This window comes from Rhodanobacter sp. IGA1.0 (genome assembly GCF_040208325.1).
GTDB classification, from domain to species: Bacteria; Pseudomonadota; Gammaproteobacteria; order Xanthomonadales; family Rhodanobacteraceae; genus Rhodanobacter; species Rhodanobacter spathiphylli.
On record NZ_CP157948.1, the window covers coordinates 3,781,893 to 3,795,961 of the forward strand.

The following is a 14,069-nucleotide window of genomic DNA, read 5'->3' on the forward strand; positions in this document are numbered from 1 at the left end:
AGCTAAGCTCTCCCCCTTCAATCGTGGAACCTGCGCAAGGGGTTTGAGCCATGACACGCATCGTCGTCGTCGGCAGCATCAACATGGATCTGGTCACCCAGGCGCCGCGCTTCGTCGGCCCGGGCGAAACCATCCTGGGCGAACGTTTCCTCACCGTGCCCGGCGGCAAGGGAGCCAACCAGGCCGTCGCCGCCGCGCGACTCGGCGCGGAAGTGGCCCTGGTCGGCGCGCTCGGTCGCGACGCCTTCGGCGACCAGCTGCACGCGGGCCTCACCGCCGAACACCTCGACCTCACCCATGTCGCCCGTTTCGACGACAGCGCCAGCGGCACCGCCTCGATCACCGTCGCCGAGGGCGAAAACCAGATCATCGTGGTGCCCGCCGCCAACAGCCGCGTCATGCCCGCCCAGGTCGACGCCGCCCGTTCGCTGATCGAACGCGCCGACGCCGTGCTGGTGCAGATGGAGATCCCGCTGGAAACCGTCGAGACCACCGTGCGCCTGGGCCAGCGTCTCGGCGTGCCGGTGATCCTCAACCCCGCGCCCGCGCAACAGCTGCCCGTCGACTGGCTGAAGCTGGTTCGCTACGTCACGCCGAACCAGCACGAGCTGGCGATCCTGCTCGGCGCCGATCCCGGTGAAGACTTCAAGGCAATGATGCAACGCGCCCCAGGCCCGGTCGTGCTCACCCGCGGCGGCGAAGGCGCGTGGTATCGCGAGCAGGGCGAACCGCTGCACCAGGCCGGCTTCACGGTCGACGTGGTCGACAGCACCGGCGCGGGCGACACCTTCAACGCGGCGCTGGCGGTATTCCTGCATGAAGGCCTGCCCACCGCCGTGCGCAAGGCCTGCGCCGCCGCCGCGCTGTCGGTGACGAAGCTGGGCGCGCAGGGCGGCATGCCGCGGCTGCGGGAGCTCGAGACGTTTCTCGCGGACCCTGCCCGCACGTGAACCTGCTGGAAATCGCCGCCAACCTGATCACCGGCGCCTCGATCCTGCTGGCCGGACGCAACAGCGTGCACACCTGGTGGACCGGCATCATCGGCTGCAGCCTGTTCGCCTTCGTGTTCCTGGAAAGCCGTCTATACGCCGATACGGTGCTGCAGGCGTTCTTCGTGGTGACCAGTGTGGTGGGCTGGTGGCAGTGGCTGCATGGCAGCCATGGCGAGGCACTGCCGGTCACGGATTTGCCGACGCGCCAACTGTTGTGGCAGCTCCTCTGCGGCACGCTGGGTGCGCTCGGCTACGGCGTGCTGCTGCATCGCTTCACCGACGCCTATGCGCCGTTCCTCGACTCCACCGTGCTGGCCTTCAGCATCGTGGCGCAGTTGCTGATGATGCGCCGCCACGTGCAGAGCTGGCCGTTCTGGCTGCTGGTCAACTCCATCGCGGTGCCGCTGTACGCCAGCCGCGGCCTGTACCTCACCTCGGTGCTGTACGCGGTGTACTGGATCAACGCGGTGGTGTCGTGGCGGCACTGGCTGCACCTGCGCGGGGCCGAACCGGCGGCTGCGGCGTGAGCGAGCGATATAGTCGCGGCCTGGTGGTCGGCAAGTTCTGCCCGCTGCATCGCGGCCACGAACTGGTGATCGACGCCGCGCTGGCGCAATGCGACGAGGTGCTGCTGATCAGCTATACCCGACCCGCGTTCGAGCGCTGCGACGCCGAAGCGCGCGAGCGCTGGCTGGCCGAACGGTTCCCGCAAGCGCGGCGGCTGGTACTCGACGACGAACGCTTCACCGCACTCGCCGCCAGCCACGCCTGGCCCGGCCCCGCCACGCTGCCGCACAACGACGACGCGGACGCCACGCACCGCGACTTCGTCGGCTGGCTGTGCGATAGCGTGTTCGACTGCAGCGTCGATGCCGTATTCACCAGCGAGGACTACGGCGACGGCTTCGCCGCCGCGCTGACCGCGTATTTCCGCCAGCGACGCGATCCGCGACACGCCGAGGTCCGACACGTCTGCGTGGATCGCGAACGCCACGCCATCCCGATCTCCGGCAGCGTGCTCCGCCGCGATCCGCACGCGCACCGCGAACACCTGTCGACCACCGTCTACGCCGACTTCGTGCAACGGGCCTGCCTGCTCGGCGGCGAGTCCAGCGGCAAGACCGCGCTGGCGCAAGCCCTGGCCGAACGCCTCGACACCGCCTGGGTTCCCGAATACGGCCGCCAGCGCTGGGTGGAGCAGGGTGGCGCCCTGGTCTACGACGACCTGCTGCACATCGCTCAAACCCAGCTCGCGCACGAACGCCAACACGCCGCCAGCGCCCGCCGCTGGTTGTTCTGCGACACCAGCCCGCTCACCACCCTGCTGTACAGCCGCGACCTGTTCGGCCGCGCCGACCCCGAACTCGAACGCCTCGCCACCCGCCACTACGACCACGTCTTCCTGTGCGCTCCCGACTTCGCCTTCGTGCAGGACGGAACGCGGCGGGGCGAAGCGTTCCGGCGGCAACAGCACGACGAATACCTGAGGGAACTGGCTACGCGCGGCATGCCGTTCACCCTGCTGGAGGGCAGTCCGCAACGGCGTGTCGCCACGGCACTGCGCGTGCTCGCGACGAGCTGAGCGGAACGTTCGGGCTCATTCCTGCCCGCGCGTGGACACCAGTCCCTGGATCGCTGCCCACTGGCCGATGTCGTCGCGGCGGATCGCGGCGGCCATCAGGCCGGGGAAGGCGTCGGGAGTGCAGGCGAAGGAGGGCACGCCGAGGGCGGCGAGTTTGGCGGCGAGGGCCTTGTCGTAGGACGGGCGGCCTTCGTCGCTCAGCGCGAGCAAGGTGATGAACTGCACGCCGGCGTCGACCAGTTCGCGGGCGCGGGCCAGCAGGCGTTCTTCCACGCCGCCTTCGTAGAGATCGGAGATCAACACCAGGATCGCGTTGTGCGGTTCGCGGATCAGCGACTGGCTGTAGCTCACCGCGCGGTGGATGTCGGTGCCGCCGCCGAGCTGCACGCCGAACAGCAGGTCGACCGGATCGTCGAGCTGCTCGCTCATGTCGACCACGCTGGTGTCGAACACCACCAGCCGCGTCGACACCGCCGGCAGCGAGGCGAGCACGGCGCCGAAGATGCTGGAGTACACCACCGAGGCGGCCATCGAGCCGCTCTGGTCGATGCACAGGATCACCTCGCGCTGCGGCTTGCGCGCCTTGCGGCCGAAACCGACCAGGGTCTGCGGGATGATCGTGCGATGGCTGGGCTGCCAGTGCCGCAGGTTGGCGCGGATGGTGCGGTGCCAGTCGATCTCGGCATGCCGCGGGCGGCGGTTGCGGCGGGCGCGGTCGAGCGCGCCGCTGACCGCCGAGCGCATCGGCTCCTCCAGCTTGCGCAGCAGCGCGTCGACCACCTGGCGCACCACCAGTCGTGCGGTTTCTTTCGTGCCGGCGGGGATCACCTGCGACAGCGAGATCAGGTTGGCCACCATGTGCACGTCGGGCTGGATGCTTTCGAGCATCTCCTTTTCCAGCAGCATCTGGCACATGTCCAGCCGCTCCAGCGCGTCGCGTTGCATCACCTGCACCACCGAGGCGGGAAAGTATTTGCGGATGTCGCCGAGCCAGCGCGCCACGTTCGGCGCGGAGCCGCCGCGACCGCCGCGTCGCTGCAGGCCGTGCTTGCCGTCGGGTTCGTACAGCGCGGCCAGCGCCGCATCCATCTGGCCCAGCGCGCCGTCGAGCGTGCCGCAGCTGTCGGCGGCGTCGCTGCCCAACACCAGCCGCCAGCGTTCGGCGCGGCTGGTGGAAGGCAAGGTGTCGTCGTGCTCAGCCATCGGCCACTCCCAGCAGTTCGCGCAGCATCGGCAAGGCGCGCCGCGCGCGGTTTTCGTCCCACGCCAGTTCGGTGACGGCGGCACGCGAGGCGCCGGCCGGCCGCTGCACGCGCAGGCCCAGGTCGCGCCGGTCGGCGGCCGCGAACGCGGCGAAGCTGCGCCGCACCAGCGGCAGCACGCGCACGAAATGCTCCTCGCCGAGGCCGGCGATCCATTCGTCGATCAGGGCCCACAACGCGTCGCTGTGCAGCAGCACGGTGGCGTTGCGGTTGAGGAAACCGTCCAGCCATTGCGCGGCGGGCAAGGGTTCGGCACCGGGCGACAGCTGTTGCGACAACTGCCGGCGCACCTCGTCCAGCGGCAGCACCGCGGCATCCAGCAGCAGGCGGGAGCACAGGCCGCGCAGCAGCGGCGTGCCGCTGTCCGCGTGGGCCACGATGTGCAGGGCGCGTTGCCAGGCTTGCTGCTGCGATTCGCCCTGGCGCAGCTCGACGGCGCGATCGGCGGCCAGGATCTGCTCGCGCGCCTGTGCGGCCGGCTCGTCGTCCAGATCCGCCAGCGCCAGCGGCAGGCCGAGGCTGGCGCGCAACAGCATGCTGTCGAACAGTTGCGCGACCTGGGCCACGTCGGTCTGGCGCACATTGCCGTAGCGATACACGTTGGCCAGTGCGGGCAGGGCGCCGAGCAGAGCCAGTGGATCGGCATCGGTGGCGGCGCGCGCCTGCAGTTCGGCGGCGACCTGCTCGACCGCGCCGGGCAGGTTCGCCAGCAGCACGCGATCGATCAGCGACGCCAGCTCGGACAGCCGGTTCGCCGCGCGCGCCTGCTCCAGCGCGCGCGCCGTGGCGGCCAGCGCGAGCGTGTGGCCGTAGCGACTGGCCACGATCAGCTCGACCGCGAACGACGGCTCCCACGCCAGCTGCCACACCTCGTGGAAGGTGCCGCGACTGGAACGGCCGACCGCGCCAAGTCGCCCCCACTCGATGCCGAGCAGGGCCAGCCGGTGCAGCAGCTGGCTGCGCTGGCGGTCGTTGTCGTTGCGCAGGTCCAGGTCGAGCGCGCGGCTCAGCGCCTCGGGCTTCAGGCGCAGGCGTTTCTGCTGGGCTTCCAGGTCGCGCTGCAAGGGCACGGTGGGCACCGCGGACGGCACGCTGCCGAGCGCGTCGCCGAGCATCAGCCGTTCGGCGATCAGCCGCATCGGCGCGTCGTCACCCATGCAGATCACGCTGCGGGTGGCTTCGTTGAGTTCGTCCAGTCCGGGCGCCGGGCGCTCGCGCAGCGCGGCCAGGGTATCGGCCAGCCGGCTGGCCTCGATCAGGTGGGCGCTGGAGCAATCCAGCTCATGCTCGCGCAGCAGCCGCGCCACCCGCGCGAACCAGCCGATCGCGCGGCTGCCGTTCGCGGGCTGGCGCCACAGGTGGTCGTACCAGCCCGGCGCGGCGATGCCGGCGGCGTAGCCGCTGCGGCGGGCCAGGTGGCGATACGTCCACGGCACCCAGGTGGTCTGCGCCTTGAGCTTGTCGACGCCCTTGAGCACGGCCTTGTCGGCGGCCGCGGTGACGCTGGCGGCGAGCGCCGGCACATGCCACGCGCCGCAGACCACCGCGATGCGCGCGTGGCCGGCCTTGCGCGCATCGCGCAGCAGGCTGCGCATGTGCGCCTCGCGAATCGCTTCCTGCGCCTCGTCGCCGCGTAGACGCTGCGGCGCGTGCGTGCGCAGTTCGGTCATCGCCGCGGCGATCGCCTCGAACAGCCCTTCGCCGTCGCCGCGTTCCTCGACCATGTGGTTCCACCAGCTCTCGCCGTCGTCGTAGCCGGCGGCATGGGCCAGCCAGTCGAGCGGATCATGCGGCAGGTTGGCCGTGGTTTCGTCGACGACCGCTTCTTCATCGGACGCCGCTTCGTCGATGTCGGCGGCCGTTTCCTCCGCACGGCGCGCCTGCTGCTGCCAGGCCAGGCTGATCCCGGCCGGCACGTCGATGAACTGCACCGGCACCGCGGCCTGCGTCGCCCACTGCAGCGCCTGCCACTCGGGCGAGAATTCGGCGTAGGGATGGAACACCGCCAGCTGCGGATCGTCGACGGCGTGCGAGAGCAGCGCCACCGGCGGCTGCATGTCGGCATCGGCCAGGTGCGCCAGCAACGGCTCGCTGCCGGCCGGGCCTTCGATCAACACGCAGTCCGGCTGCAGCGTTTCCAGCGCACGGCGCAGGCTGCGGGCGCAGCCCGGGCCGTGGTGGCGGATGCCGAACAGGGTGACCGCGTCGGTCATCGCGAGCTCACGCCTGCTCGCGGAAGGCGCGGTACAGGTCCTTCCATTCGCTGCGTTCCTTCACCACGGTTTCCAGGTATTCGGTCCACACCACCTGGTCCTGCACCGGGTCCTTCACCACCGCGCCGATCATGCCGGCGGCCATGTCGGCCGGACGCAGCACGCCGTCGCCGAAGTGGCCGGCCAGCGCCATGCCGTTGTTGATCACCGAGATCGCCTCGGCGGTGGACAGCGTGGCGCTGGGCGATTTCAGCTTGGCCTTGCCGTCCTCGGTCTGGCCGTTGCGCAGCTCGCGGAAGATCCGCACGATCCGCGTCACTTCCTTCAACGCCGGTGGCTCGGCCGGCAGCTGCAGCGCCTGGCCGAGTTCGGCCACGCGCTTGACCACGATCGACACCTCTTCCTCCTCGCTGGCCGGCACCGGCAGGATCACCGTGTTGAAGCGGCGCTTCAGCGCGCTGGACAGTTCGTTGACACCCTTGTCGCGGTTGTTCGCCGTGGCGATCACGCTGAAACCGCGGGTGGCCTGCACTTCCGACGCCAGCTCGGGAATCGGCAAGGTCTTCTCGGACAGCACGGTGATCAATGCATCCTGCACGTCGGCCGGGATACGGGTGAGCTCCTCGATGCGCGCGATCTTGCCCAGCTTCATCGCCTGCATCAGCGGGCTGGGCACCAGCGCGGCTTCGCTGGGGCCGTTCGCCAGCAGTTGCGCGTAGTTCCAGCCGTAGCGGATCTGCTCCTCGCTGGTGCCGGCGGTGCCCTGCACCAGCAGGGTGGAATCGCCGCTGATCGCGGCGGCGAGGTGCTCGGACACCCACGACTTGGCCGTGCCCGGCACGCCGAACAACAGCAGCGCGCGATCGGTGGCCAGGGTGGCCACGGCGATCTCCATCAGCCGCCGGCTGCCGATGTACTTCGCGCTGACCTCGAAGCCGTTGTCGAGCCGGCCGCCGACCAGGTAGGTGACCACCGCCCACGGCGACATCAGCCAGTTGCCGGGACGCTGCCGCGTGTCGACCTTCCTCAGCTGGTCGAGTTCTTCGGCGAATTGGACCTCGGCATGTTGACGCAGGACGGCAGTGCTCATCGAAGCTCCGTGGAACGCGTGGATCGGGCAAGGGAATCGTGCAACGCGCGGCGCACCGCGACGATGCGCTGGAAGTCGGTCAGGCATTCGGCCAGCGCCGGGGTCTCGTCGCCGCGACGCGGCGGCAGGCGCAGCGCCGGCAGGCTGTCGGGATGCAGCAGGGTAGCCAGCTCGAGCAGCACGGCGCGCAAGGCGTAGTCCTGGCGCAGTGCATCGCCTTCCAGCAAGGCGTGCAGGCTGGGCAGCAGCGCGGCGGAATAGCCGGCGGACAGCGTTTCACCCGGGGCGCACGCGCCGATGATCGGTCCGAGCAGGCCGACCTTTTGCAGCTCGGCGAGGCTCCGCGGCCAGTGGCGCTCGCGTTGCGCCATCGGCAGCAGCGCCAGCAGGTCGGACATGCCGTGGCGGAAGATCGGCGCGTTCGAGGCCAGCATCGCCTCGATCCATTCGGGGTCCGCCGCGCCGACGCGCTCGCGCCAGCCGCGCTGCAGCGCCTCGGCCCAATCCGACCTGGCGCCCCAGGCCAGCAGTTCCGCCGCGCGCATCCCGGTGTGTTCGCACCACCACGCCAGCGGCACCTGCCGCACCAGCTGGTACAGCCACCAGGCACGTTCGCCCAAGGTCTCGTGCTGCGGCCGAGTGGACTCGATCGCGGCGCCGGCCCAGTCCGGGTCGACCGCCGCGGGCGCTTCGCACTGCCAGCTGCGGCCGAGCATGCCGCGTCTGGATGTGACCAGTGCAGCCGTCCATAGGCGCAGGCGTCGCGCGTGGGTCGCATCGGGCAGCAGGGCCAGCAGACGGGCCGCGATGTAGCGCACCTCGCGGCTGCGATCCTTCAGCAGGCTTTCGAGCAGGGCAGCATCGTCCGCCTGCAGGCCGATCGCCAGCAGCTCGACCAGCGCCGCGCGCTCCTTCACTGCCAGTTCGCCCAGTTGCGCCTGCAGCAAGACGTTCGCCGCCGCGGGATCACGGCGGCGCAGGGCGCGGAAATACTGCGCGCGCTGCTCGATGCTGCCTTGCTGCCACTGCTGCTCCTCGTCGTTCGCGTCTGGCGCGCTTTCGCCAGACGAAGCGGCATAGCGCCAATCCGGATTGCACGCGGCCAGCCACTGTCCGCGCGCGCCGAGCTGTGGCAACAGCGCCGCACGCAGGATCTGCTGCCGCTGGCCAGCCTGCAGCGCGGCCGGCAGCAGCGCGGCGGGCAAGTGCACATTGGCCGCCGCCAGCCGGAGGCAGGCCTCGTACTGCAGGCGCAACGGGCCTTCGGCGAAGGCTGAAGCCAGCGCGGCGCAGGCGGGATGATCGTCCGCCAGCGCCTGTGCATCGGCGGCGGCCGCGGTCGGCGGGACCACCGGCGGCGGCAGGCTCAGCGCCGCGAGGCGGCAGGCCGCCAGGATGCCGGCGACGCGGCAGAAACCCTGCGCCGAATCATCGCCCTGGGCGGCGACCGTCGCCATCAACGCGCCGATCTCCCCGTCGGCAGGCATCGGCACACTGCCTTCGATGCCGACCAGGGCAGCCTTCAACCAGCCGTTCATGCGCGCGTCTCCAGCGCCCACGTCGCGCCCGTCGACGCGCGGGCAGCGAGCACGCGCAGACGCCGGCCATCCCACTCGCCCATCAGCTGCATCGGATGTCCGCCGCTGAACGCGAGCAGCGACCAGCCATTGGCCAGGTCGGTGCGCAGCGGAAACGTGCCGGCACGGGTATGCAGGCACCACTGCTCGTCCTGCCGCAACGGCGTGGCCTCGGCCAGCAGCATCGGCACGGCAGGCAGCCACGGATTGCCGGCCAGCGCATGCGAGGCCTGATCGATCGCTTCGTCCGCGTCGATCGTCGGCCAGGCTTGCGCCACGCCGCTGCCCTGCTCTACCGCGATCGCCCGCAACGGCACGCTGCCTGGGTAGAAATGCAGGGTGGCCGGATAGCTGCAGCCGTTGCTCCACGCGCCTTCCCAGTCACGGCCCTGATAGGCGTAGTCCAGCAACAAGGCATGACGACCGCTGTCGTGGCCATGCAACCAGATGCGTCGCTCGCTGAGCCGCTCATCGTCGCTTTGCACCCGCTGGCCCAGCACCAGCCAGTGATCGGTGATCGCCTCGCCGCCGGCCAGTACCTCGTCCCTGTCGTGCGGCCAGCCCAGCGCGCTGCGCAGATCGGCCAGTCGGGGCGGGGCCAGCGTGTCGCGGCGGGCGACACCGTCGATCAGCAACTGCAGCAGGCCGAAGCGCTCGATTGCTTCCTCGTGGCGGCCGCCGGCGAGGGCATCCAGTGCCTCACCCAGCCGCTGGGCCAGGCCGCTGGCCTGGGCGTCGACCATCCGCGCCGCCATCGCGGCGCCGTCCTTGCGCTGCGCCTCGCCGAAGCGGGCCAGGCCGTGGCGAAACTGGTCGGCCATCCAGCGCTGCAATTCGGCGCTGCCGTCCTCGATGCGTTTCCAGCGCGCGGCCTCGCGTTTTGCCGCGGTGGCGGCGGCCTTCTGCGGATCGGCGGGCGGCTGCTCGGCGGCCTGTTCCTTCTTCGCCGCCTTGTCGCGACGCGAGGCCAGCCATTCGCCGACCCAGGCCGGCTGCTCGCTCGGCGTGGCCAGTCGCGGCTGGCCCTGCGCATGCATCAGCAGCAAGGCCAGCGCGTGCTTGCAGGGAAACTTGCGGCTGGGACAGGAGCAACGCGTGACCAGCGCGGAGAGATCGACCTGGGTCTGGTACGGCCTGGCGCCGCTGCCCTTGCACTCGCCCCACAACGCCTCGCCGTCGACACCCAGGCTCGGCCACTGGCCGTCGCCGAGCAAACCGCCGGCCGCTTTTGCCGAGGCGCTGTCCGGTGCCAGGGCCAGTACCTGGTCTCGAGTCAACGCGGTGGTCATGTGTCTGCCGGTTCCCTTCGGTCGTCATCCATGTCCGCCGAAGCATAGCCGAGGTCAGGCGTTTCTGAAGAGCGGCGTGGCCGGCTTACTTGCCGATGCAGAAGCTCGAGAAAATCGCGCCGAGCAGGTCGTCGCTGCTGTAGTCGCCGGTGATTTCGCCCAGCGCGTGCTGGGCGTGGCGCAGTTCCTCGGCGGCGAGTTCACCGGCGCGGGTGGAGCTCAGCGCGTGGTCGGTCTGGTCGAGGTGGACGGCGACTTGCTGCAGGGCGAGCACGTGGCGGCGCCTGGCGCTGAAGGCGCCTTCGCCGCTGCCGGCGCCGGCGAGCAACTTGAGATGCTCGCGCAGGGGGTCGAGGCCTTCGCCGGTCTTGGCGGAGGCCCACAGCCAGTGGGCGTGGTCGCGTTGTTCGCGATGCGACGCGAGCCCGTCACGGTCGATCTTGTTGATCAGCACGATGCGTTCGACGCCGGCCGGCAGTGGCGCAAAGAAGGCGAGGTCGGGGGTGGCGTGTTCGGCATCGGTGACCAGCAGGGCCACGTCAGCACGCTGCAGTTCGCCGTGGGCACGGCGCACGCCTTCGCGTTCGACTTCGTCGTCGGTGTCGCGCAGGCCGGCGGTGTCGGCCAGTTCGAGCGCGATGCCGTCGAGGCTCAGGGATTCGCGCAGCACGTCGCGGGTGGTGCCGGCGATCGGCGTGACGATGGCGCGGTCGGCACCGGCCAGCGCGTTGAGCAGGCTGGACTTGCCGGCGTTGGGGCGGCCCACGATGGCGACCCGGAGGCCGTCGTTGAGGCGCACGCCGCGTTGCGCTTCGCGCAGCAGTTCGGCCAGTTCGGTGCGCAACCTTTCCAGTTGCGCGGTGATCGCCGGGTCGGCGAGGAAGTCGATTTCCTCTTCGGGGAAGTCGATCGCCGCCTCGATGTGCACGCGCAGCGTGATCAACGCTTGCAGCAGTGCCTCGACCTTGCGCGAGAACACGCCTTCCATCGACTGCAGCGCCGCACGCGCGCCGGCTTGCGAACGGGCGGCGATCAGGTCGGCGACGGCCTCGGCCTGAGCCAGGTCGAGCTTGCCGTTCAAGAAGGCGCGCTCGGTGAATTCGCCGGCGCGGGCCAGCCGTGCGCCGAGTTCGCAGACGCGACGCAACAGCAGGTCGAGCAGCACCGCGCTGCCGTGGCCCTGCAGTTCCAGCACGTGCTCGCCGGTGTAGGAGGCGGGGGCGGGGAAGTGCAGCAGCAGGCCGCGGTCGATCAGTGCGCCGGCACCGTCGCGGAACGCGGCGAAATGGGCGTGGCGCGGTTGCGGCGGGCGGCCGAGCAGGGCTTGCGCGATGTTCGGGACGGCGGGACCGGAGACCCGGACCACGCCGACGCCGGCCGCGCCGGAGGCGCTGGCGATGGCGGCGATGGTGTCGGTGGTTTCGGCGGTCATGGGCGGGACTTTACAGGGCGTTTCCGGTTTTCCAGAAACGACACAGCCGCGACGGTTGCCCGGTCGCGGCTGTGGGTTGCCGTTCGGCGCGGGATCAGGCCGCCTTGGGCTTGGCCACTTCCTCGCGATCGATGTGATGGGTGATCCACCACTGCTGGCCGAGGCCGACGATACCGTTGACCGCGTAGTACAGGCACAGGCCGGCGGGGAAGAAGGCGAACATCACGGTGAACAGCAGCGGCATCACCTTCATCATTTTCGCCTGGGTCGGGTCCATGCCCGCGGCGACCGGGTTCAGCACCTGCGTGCCCAGCATCACGATCGCGTAGATGATCGGCAGGATGTACCACGGATCGGGCGCGCTGAGGTCGGGGATCCACAGGAACGGCGAATGATGCAGTTCCAGGCTGTACTCGAGCACGAAGTACAGGCCGTAGAACACCGGCATGGTGATCAGCACCGGCAGGCAGCCGCCCATCGGGTTGACCTTCTCCTTCTTGTACAGCTCCATCATCGCCGTCTGCATTTTCTGCTTGTCGTCGCCATAGCGCTCCTTGAGCGCCTGGACACGCGGCTGCAGCTTGCGCATGCGGGCGCTGGAGCGGTACTGGATGGCGGTGAGCTTCCAGCTCAGGCCCTTGATCAGCAGCACCAGCAAGATGATCGCCACGCCCCAGTTCTTGGTGATCGCGTGGAATTGCGACAGCACCCAGTGCATCGGCACGGCGATGATCTTGAACATGCCGTAGTCGATGGTGAGATCAAGACCCGGCGCGATCGCGTCCATCGTGCCCTGGCGATTCGGACCTACGTACAGGCGCGATTCGCTGGTGGCTGTCTGGCCCGGCGCCACGCTGATGGCCGGACCCACGGTGCGGATCAGGAAGCGCGGATGGGCACTGTCCGGATTGATCGTGTCGGTGAGGTAGTGCTCGGTCTGGCCGGCCGGCGGAATCCAGGCGGTGACGAAGTACAGACGCAGCATCGCCGCCCAGCCGCCCTTGATCTGCGCGTTGAGCTGGTCCTTGGGTTCGGCGAAGTCCTTGAACGGCAGCTTTTCGAACTTCTCGCCGGTGAACCAGGCCGCGCCCTGGAAGCTGCGCTGTTCCGGATTGGAATAGTTCGCCAGCCAGTTGCTGGCCTTCGGCGGCTCGACGCGCAGCAGCTGCTGGTAGGCGTTGCCCTGCCACGGCGTGGCGGCGCCGTTGTCGATGCGCTGGCTGACGCCGATCACGTAGCTGCCGCGCTTGAAGGTATAGGTCTTGGTGACCTTGAGGCCCGCGGCGTCCTGCCAGGTGAGGTCGACCTTCAGCTCGTCCTGGCCATCGGCCAGGACGTAGGAGGTCTTGTCGCTGTGGAACAGCGCCAGGTGGTTCGGCTGGTCCGCCGGGGCGGCATCGCTGCTGCTGACCAGGCCATTCTGGGCGACCGAGTAATGCGCCTCGTCGCTGGACAGCAGCACCGTCGGCGGCGGGTTGGGGTTCTTGTGCGTGCGTGGCGCGTTCGGATAGGCCAGCAGGTCGGCGTGCACCAGGCTGCCTCCGCGGCTGTCCACGCTGAGCTTCAACACGTCGGTCTGCACGGTGATCAGCTGTGCGGCGGCGGGCGCCGTGGCATTGGCCACGTTGCCGACGGCGGGGTTGGAGGCGGCTGCGGTCGAGCCGGGGATCGCACCCGGCACACCGCCATCGCTGTTCGGCGCCGCGGTAGCCGTCACGGTGTTCTGCGGCGGCCTGGGTGCGTAGTCCTTCTGCCAGGCCATGAACAGGAAGTAGGCCACGGCGACCAGGGCGAACAAGAGGAAGGTGCGCGTTTGATTCATCGCGTAGCAGATCCGGGTAACGCCACGACACTTGTCAACGCCGCGGAGACAGTAAGAAGGAGGTCAACGCTCGATTGTGGTGGTGTCGCCGGCGCGCTTCAATGGTTCGGACGATGCGGTCTGGCTGGCCAGCAGCTTTTTCCACAGTCCATCCAGTTCGGTGAGCAACTGCGGCCCCGGCACACCGGCGGCCTGTTCGCGCGCCATCACCATCATGTCCACCGCGGGAAGCTGGTGGCGCACGCGACGGAACGACTCGCGCAACAGCCGCTTGATCCGGTTGCGCTCGACCGCCCGCTTGGAAACGCGCTTGGAGATCGCCAGGCCCAGACGGGCATGGCCGAGCTCGTTTTCGCGAAAACGCATATGAAAACAGCGGCCGCCTGCGCGTCCGCTGCTTGTCCGCAAGGCGGCGAAGTCACCCGGCCGACGTAACCGCGCGTCGCGCGGCAGCCCGGCGCTGGACATCACGCCAGGCCTGATTACGGGATCAGGCGCTTGCGGCCCTTGGCGCGACGGGCATTGATGACTTTGCGACCGTCGGCGGTGGCCATACGGGCACGGAAACCGTGGGTGCGAGCGCGCTTGAGCTTGCTGGGCTGGAAGGTCCGCTTCATGGCTTACTCCGAAGGGAATATGGATAAAAAGGTTGGAAAGTATGGCGGGGATTTGTCACGGCTGTCAAATGCCCGCCCGGCGCAAGCTGTGGACATCCATGTGGATATCCGTGCGGTCTGCCTGTGGAGGCAGCTGTTAGACTAGCCCATCACCCCGCGCAGCAGCGCTTCAAAGCAGTGGTTGATTTCATTC

At 69.5% G+C, this 14,069-nt stretch carries 12 protein-coding genes; 3 read left to right on the forward strand and 9 right to left on the reverse strand.

Translation table 11 applies throughout. The features are described from left to right. The first annotated feature begins 50 nt into the window (after nt 1–50). From rbsK to ABNK63_RS16960, 3 genes are read left to right on the forward strand one after another with little or no spacing between them, the layout of a single operon-like run. Nucleotides 51–950, forward strand: a complete 900-nt coding sequence (rbsK, locus tag ABNK63_RS16950) for a ribokinase (protein WP_350016298.1) — start codon at nt 51–53, stop codon at nt 948–950. Further along, on the forward strand, nt 947–1,519 hold the full coding sequence (gene pnuC, locus ABNK63_RS16955; protein WP_007809844.1) for a nicotinamide riboside transporter PnuC: 573 nt from the start codon (nt 947–949) through the stop codon (nt 1,517–1,519). The genes rbsK and pnuC overlap by 4 nt, the downstream gene beginning before the upstream one ends. Beyond that, nucleotides 1,516–2,574 carry an AAA family ATPase gene (locus ABNK63_RS16960; protein ID WP_350016299.1) on the forward strand — a complete coding sequence of 353 codons (1,059 nt, stop codon included), beginning with the start codon at nt 1,516–1,518 and terminating at the stop codon, nt 2,572–2,574. The genes pnuC and ABNK63_RS16960 overlap by 4 nt, the downstream gene beginning before the upstream one ends. Nucleotides 2,575–2,589: 15 nt before the next feature. On the opposite strand, the gene ABNK63_RS16965 is transcribed toward ABNK63_RS16960, so the two are convergent. The 9 genes from ABNK63_RS16965 to rpmH all read right to left on the reverse strand — a co-directional run bounded on the left by ABNK63_RS16965 (nt 2,590) and on the right by rpmH (nt 13,876). Further along, on the reverse strand, nt 2,590–3,777 hold the full coding sequence (locus tag ABNK63_RS16965) for a VWA domain-containing protein (protein WP_350016300.1): 1,188 nt from the start codon (nt 3,775–3,777) through the stop codon (nt 2,590–2,592). After that, nucleotides 3,770–6,049 (reverse strand): DUF5682 family protein, encoded by a 2,280-nt coding sequence (locus tag ABNK63_RS16970; RefSeq protein ID WP_350016301.1) that lies wholly within the window; start codon nt 6,047–6,049, stop codon nt 3,770–3,772. The genes ABNK63_RS16965 and ABNK63_RS16970 overlap by 8 nt, the downstream gene beginning before the upstream one ends. Before the next feature lie 7 nt (nt 6,050–6,056). Further along, a complete protein-coding gene (locus ABNK63_RS16975; protein ID WP_007809840.1) occupies nt 6,057–7,139 on the reverse strand; it encodes an AAA family ATPase in 1,083 nt (360 codons plus the stop codon). Then, entirely contained in the window at nt 7,136–8,677 is a 1,542-nt protein-coding gene (locus ABNK63_RS16980) for a DUF5691 domain-containing protein (protein ID WP_350016302.1), read from the reverse strand. The genes ABNK63_RS16975 and ABNK63_RS16980 overlap by 4 nt, the downstream gene beginning before the upstream one ends. Further along, nucleotides 8,674–10,005, reverse strand: a complete 1,332-nt coding sequence (locus tag ABNK63_RS16985) for an SWIM zinc finger family protein (RefSeq protein ID WP_007809837.1) — start codon at nt 10,003–10,005, stop codon at nt 8,674–8,676. Before ABNK63_RS16985 ends, ABNK63_RS16980 begins: the two co-directional genes overlap by 4 nt. Before the next feature lie 85 nt (nt 10,006–10,090). After that, entirely contained in the window at nt 10,091–11,437 is a 1,347-nt protein-coding gene (mnmE, locus tag ABNK63_RS16990) for a tRNA uridine-5-carboxymethylaminomethyl(34) synthesis GTPase MnmE (RefSeq protein WP_350016303.1), read from the reverse strand. 94 nt (nt 11,438–11,531) lie between these two features. After that, nucleotides 11,532–13,259, reverse strand: a complete 1,728-nt coding sequence (gene yidC, locus ABNK63_RS16995; protein ID WP_007809832.1) for a membrane protein insertase YidC — start codon at nt 13,257–13,259, stop codon at nt 11,532–11,534. A gap of 63 nt (nt 13,260–13,322) precedes the next feature. After that, the gene (rnpA, locus tag ABNK63_RS17000) at nt 13,323–13,727 is read right to left on the reverse strand and encodes a ribonuclease P protein component (RefSeq protein WP_083846010.1); all 405 of its coding nucleotides are present in this window, start codon (nt 13,725–13,727) and stop codon (nt 13,323–13,325) included. A 14-nt stretch (nt 13,728–13,741) separates the two neighbouring features. Further along, nucleotides 13,742–13,876, reverse strand: a complete 135-nt coding sequence (gene rpmH / locus ABNK63_RS17005; RefSeq protein ID WP_007809828.1) for a 50S ribosomal protein L34 — start codon at nt 13,874–13,876, stop codon at nt 13,742–13,744. Between the last annotated feature and the right edge of the window lie 193 nt (nt 13,877–14,069).

Coding starts and splice junctions, on each gene's coding strand:
- mnmE (WP_350016303.1), bottom strand. CDS start 11,437: ATGACCGCCGAAACCACCGACACCATCGCCGCCATCGCCAGCGCCTCC.
- rnpA (WP_083846010.1), bottom strand. CDS start 13,727: ATGTCCAGCGCCGGGCTGCCGCGCGACGCGCGGTTACGTCGGCCGGGT.
- rbsK (WP_350016298.1), top strand. CDS start 51: ATGACACGCATCGTCGTCGTCGGCAGCATCAACATGGATCTGGTCACC.
- ABNK63_RS16965 (WP_350016300.1), bottom strand. CDS start 3,777: ATGGCTGAGCACGACGACACCTTGCCTTCCACCAGCCGCGCCGAACGC.
- yidC (WP_007809832.1), bottom strand. CDS start 13,259: ATGAATCAAACGCGCACCTTCCTCTTGTTCGCCCTGGTCGCCGTGGCC.
- ABNK63_RS16970 (WP_350016301.1), bottom strand. CDS start 6,049: ATGACCGACGCGGTCACCCTGTTCGGCATCCGCCACCACGGCCCGGGC.
- rpmH (WP_007809828.1), bottom strand. CDS start 13,876: ATGAAGCGGACCTTCCAGCCCAGCAAGCTCAAGCGCGCTCGCACCCAC.
- ABNK63_RS16985 (WP_007809837.1), bottom strand. CDS start 10,005: ATGACCACCGCGTTGACTCGAGACCAGGTACTGGCCCTGGCACCGGAC.
- ABNK63_RS16975 (WP_007809840.1), bottom strand. CDS start 7,139: ATGAGCACTGCCGTCCTGCGTCAACATGCCGAGGTCCAATTCGCCGAA.
- ABNK63_RS16980 (WP_350016302.1), bottom strand. CDS start 8,677: ATGAACGGCTGGTTGAAGGCTGCCCTGGTCGGCATCGAAGGCAGTGTG.